Source organism: Quadrisphaera sp. DVD1 (assembly GCF_058932755.1).
Window position 1 is genome coordinate 1 of the sequence record NZ_JBZYWI010000225.1, and the last position, 3,048, is coordinate 3,048.

Sequence of the window (3,048 nt, forward strand, 5' to 3'; positions counted from 1 at the left end):
CTCGACCGCGACCTCGGGGGCGGGGCGCAGCAGCGCCCAGAGGAGGACGTAGCCGACCACCCCCGCGCCCCCGGCGAGAGCCAGACCGGCGAGGACGAGCCGCACAGCGGCCACCGGCACGCACAGGTGGGCCGCCACGCCGCAGGCGACCCCGCCGAGCCAGCGCCCGCGCTCGGCCCGCTGCAGGGGCGGGCGCGCGGCACGGGCCGGCTCGGACCCGTGCTCGGCGGCCGGTGCCTCCGTCGTGGTCACGGGCCCATCCTGGCGCCTGCCGCTGCGCCGCGGCAGGGGGCGCGCCCCGCACGCGACCCCGGCTCGGGACCTGCGCGGACCAGGGTCGGACCAGGGTCGTCCCTGGTGGTCGGCGGGGCACCGCCCGCGCCAGGGTGGCCGTCATGAGCACGAACACCTCCCCAGCGCCCGGTCCCTCCGCCGACCCGCCGCCCGAGCCCCCACCCGGCGCGGCCCCCGCCGCGTCGTCCGGGACGGCCTTCTGGGACTGGCTGCTCGCCCTCGGCGTGCGCCGCAGCGACGACCGCTGGCTCGGCGGCGTCTGCGGGGGCCTGGCGGCCCGCACGGGCGTCGACCCGGCGCTGCTGCGCGTCGCCGTGGTCGTGCTGGCCCTGCTCGGCGGCGCCGGCGTCGCGCTCTACGCCGTCGCCTGGCTGCTGCTGCCCGACCGGTCGGGACGGATCGAGGCCCGCGCCCTGTTCGCCGGCGACGCCTCGGGCGCGGCCACCGCGGCCCTGGTGCTCTTCGTCCTCGCGGTCGTGGTGCCCGGCCCGGGCACCTGGTGGAGCAGCGGCCCCCTGGTCGGCGGCGACGACGTCGTCGGCGCGCTGGTCCTCGGCTCCCTGGCGCTGGTCCTCGTCCTCTGGCTCCCGCGCTGGCTGCAGGGGTCGGCGGCCGCTCCGCGCGCCGCGAGCGCCGACGGCGCGGCGGCGGGCGCCTCGGCGTCCCCGCGGGGCTGCCGCCGCCCGCGCCGGGCCCCGGCCGGCGTCAGCGCCGGTCTGACGGGCCTCGCCCTGCTGGCCGGCGCCGGCACCTGGCTGCTCCTGCACGCCCGGGAGGTCCCGTGGTGGCAGGGGGAGCTGCCGTCCTGGCTCGCCGGAGCGGACCAGCGCGAGGCCCTGGCCGTGAGCGCCGCCGTGGCCACGGCGGTGTTCGCGCTGGGGCTGGTCGCCCTCGGCCTGGCCGGGCGCGACGACGGGACCGCCGGCTTCCTCGGCACGTGCACCGCCCTGCTCGCCGTGGCGGCCGCCGTGGTCCCCGCCCGCGCCGAGGTCACCGTCTTCGGCGGCGACGAGCCGTGGCGCCCCACGAGCGTCGCCAGCGCCGAGCGCGGCTTCGTGCAGGTCGCCGGGGAGTCGGTCCTGGACCTGCGGGGCCTGGACGTCGCGCCCGGAGCCGCGGTCGAGGTGCCCGTGCGCAGCGGGTTCGGGGTGGTGCGGGTGATCCCTCCCGGGGAGGCCGACGTGAGCGTCCGCGGGCGGATGCTCGCCGGTGACGTGGCGGACGACGGGGGCGACGGTCCCGGCGGCGGAGGAGGCGTGCTGGCCGACGAGGTCGTCGAGCAGCGCTCCTCCGGCGCCGGGCGCAGCGAGGTCCTGGTCGACGTCCAGGGCCTGTTCGGGCGGGTCCTCCTGGAAGGTGGTGCGCGATGAACGGCCCCTGCGTCTCCGCGCTGGTCCACGGCCTGGCGCTCCTGGCGGTCGCCGTGCTGGTGGTGCTCACCGCCGCGGTCGGCGTGAGCGTCGACCTCGGCCTGGTGCTCCCGCTGGTCCTCGTGGTCCTGGGCGCCCTGCTCGTGGTGGGCGCCGTGGTGACCGGTCTGCGGCAGCGGCGGTGAGCACTCGGTGAGCCCTCAGTGCTGCGGCAGCGGCTCCAGCTTCGCCAGCACGTCGCCGTCGGCGCTGACCCGCACCGCGAACGTCGGCTGCGGAGAGGTGGCCGGGCCGTGCACCACGGCGCCGTCGGCGACCCGGAAGGTGCTCCCGTGCCACGGGCACACCAGGCAGGTCTGGCCGTCCTCGACGACCACGTCGCCCTCGGAGAGCGGGCCGGAGAGGTGGCTGCAGGCGCTGGCGAGCACCGCGACGCCGTCCTCGGTGCGCAGGACGACGACCGGCACCTCGCCCAGGCGCCCGGCGGTCGGCCGGCCGAGCGCGAGGTCGTCCCAGGCCGCGACGCGGTGCCAGCCCTGGGGCACGCGGTGCGGGACGTCCTCGGCGTGGTTCATCCCGGCCGCCCAGCGGTAGGACAGGTGCCCGCCGAGGGCGGCGCCGAGCGCCGAGACGCTCACGGCCGCCACGGACAGCCAGCGGCCGCGGTCCCGCCGACCCCGCAGGCGCGCGGCGAGGGAGGCGGCGAACAGCGCCGCAGCGGTGTAGTTGCCCGCCGAGTGCACGAGGCCGAGGCGCTGCTGCTCGGTGTGCAGGTCCGACCAGTCCGTCCAGCCCGCGGCGATCGTCGGCAGGGCCGTCGTCAGGCCGGCGCCCACGAGGGTCGCGGTGGCGGCCTCGGCGCCGTCCTCGAGGTCGTCGGGCACGAGGCCGGCGAGGGCGAGCGCGTCGAGCACGCCGGAGCTGACCCACAGGCCCAGGGTGATCTCGGCCAGCACCGGGTGCAGCGGGTGGCCCAGCCAGGTGCCGTGCAGGACGTCCGCCAGCCAGCGCGGCTCGACCGCCTTGACCGCCTTCTTGATCGCCCCGGCGACCGGGTCGAGGCCCGAGGCGCTCATCGGCAGGTCCATCAGCGCCTGCAGCACCGGACGCCGGGCGAGCACCGAGGGACCGCCCGCCCCGATCTCCGGGCCGGGCGGGGGGAACGTGCTGGGCGTCGTGGTCATGAGCGGTGCCTCCAGCGGGATCGGTCGGTCAGTCCGGCGGCGCGGCCGCCGGTGCCGACGAGGCGCCTGCCGGTGCGCGCAGGTCGATCGTGGTGGCTGCGACCGGCGTCCGCTCGGCCAGACGGGCCCGGGCGGCCCGGAGGTGACGCCCCTCACGCAGGGGCGGCACGGCCGCCTGGACGCCGGACAGGGCCCCGCGC

Annotated in this window: 4 protein-coding genes; 2 read left to right on the forward strand and 2 right to left on the reverse strand. The window is 79.0% G+C overall.

Annotated features, from left to right (window positions below):
* The coding region (locus AC5FZL_RS16190) for a PspC domain-containing protein (protein ID WP_493619907.1) at positions 1 to 252 on the reverse strand (252 nt) is incomplete at its 3' end.
* A gap of 143 nt (positions 253 to 395) precedes the next feature.
* On the opposite strand from AC5FZL_RS16190, the gene AC5FZL_RS16195 reads away from it, so the two are divergent.
* Positions 396 to 1,664, forward strand: coding sequence for a PspC domain-containing protein (locus tag AC5FZL_RS16195; RefSeq protein WP_493619908.1), 1,269 nt, complete (start codon positions 396 to 398; stop codon positions 1,662 to 1,664).
* Positions 1,661 to 1,849 (forward strand): hypothetical protein, encoded by a 189-nt coding sequence (locus AC5FZL_RS16200; RefSeq protein ID WP_493619909.1) that lies wholly within the window; start codon positions 1,661 to 1,663, stop codon positions 1,847 to 1,849. The genes AC5FZL_RS16195 and AC5FZL_RS16200 overlap by 4 nt, the downstream gene beginning before the upstream one ends.
* Before the next feature lie 15 nt (positions 1,850 to 1,864).
* On the opposite strand, the gene AC5FZL_RS16205 is transcribed toward AC5FZL_RS16200, so the two are convergent.
* Complete coding sequence (locus AC5FZL_RS16205; protein ID WP_493619910.1) at positions 1,865 to 2,848, reverse strand: Rieske (2Fe-2S) protein; 984 nt, start codon at positions 2,846 to 2,848, stop codon at positions 1,865 to 1,867.
* Positions 2,849 to 3,048: the final 200 nt, after the last annotated feature.

Bases quoted from the DNA above. Each gene is read 5' to 3' on its own strand.
- AC5FZL_RS16200 (WP_493619909.1), top strand. From the start codon at position 1,661: ATGAACGGCCCCTGCGTCTCCGCGCTGGTCCACGGCCTGGCGCTCCTG.
- AC5FZL_RS16195 (WP_493619908.1), top strand. From the start codon at position 396: ATGAGCACGAACACCTCCCCAGCGCCCGGTCCCTCCGCCGACCCGCCG.
- AC5FZL_RS16205 (WP_493619910.1), bottom strand. From the start codon at position 2,848: ATGACCACGACGCCCAGCACGTTCCCCCCGCCCGGCCCGGAGATCGGG.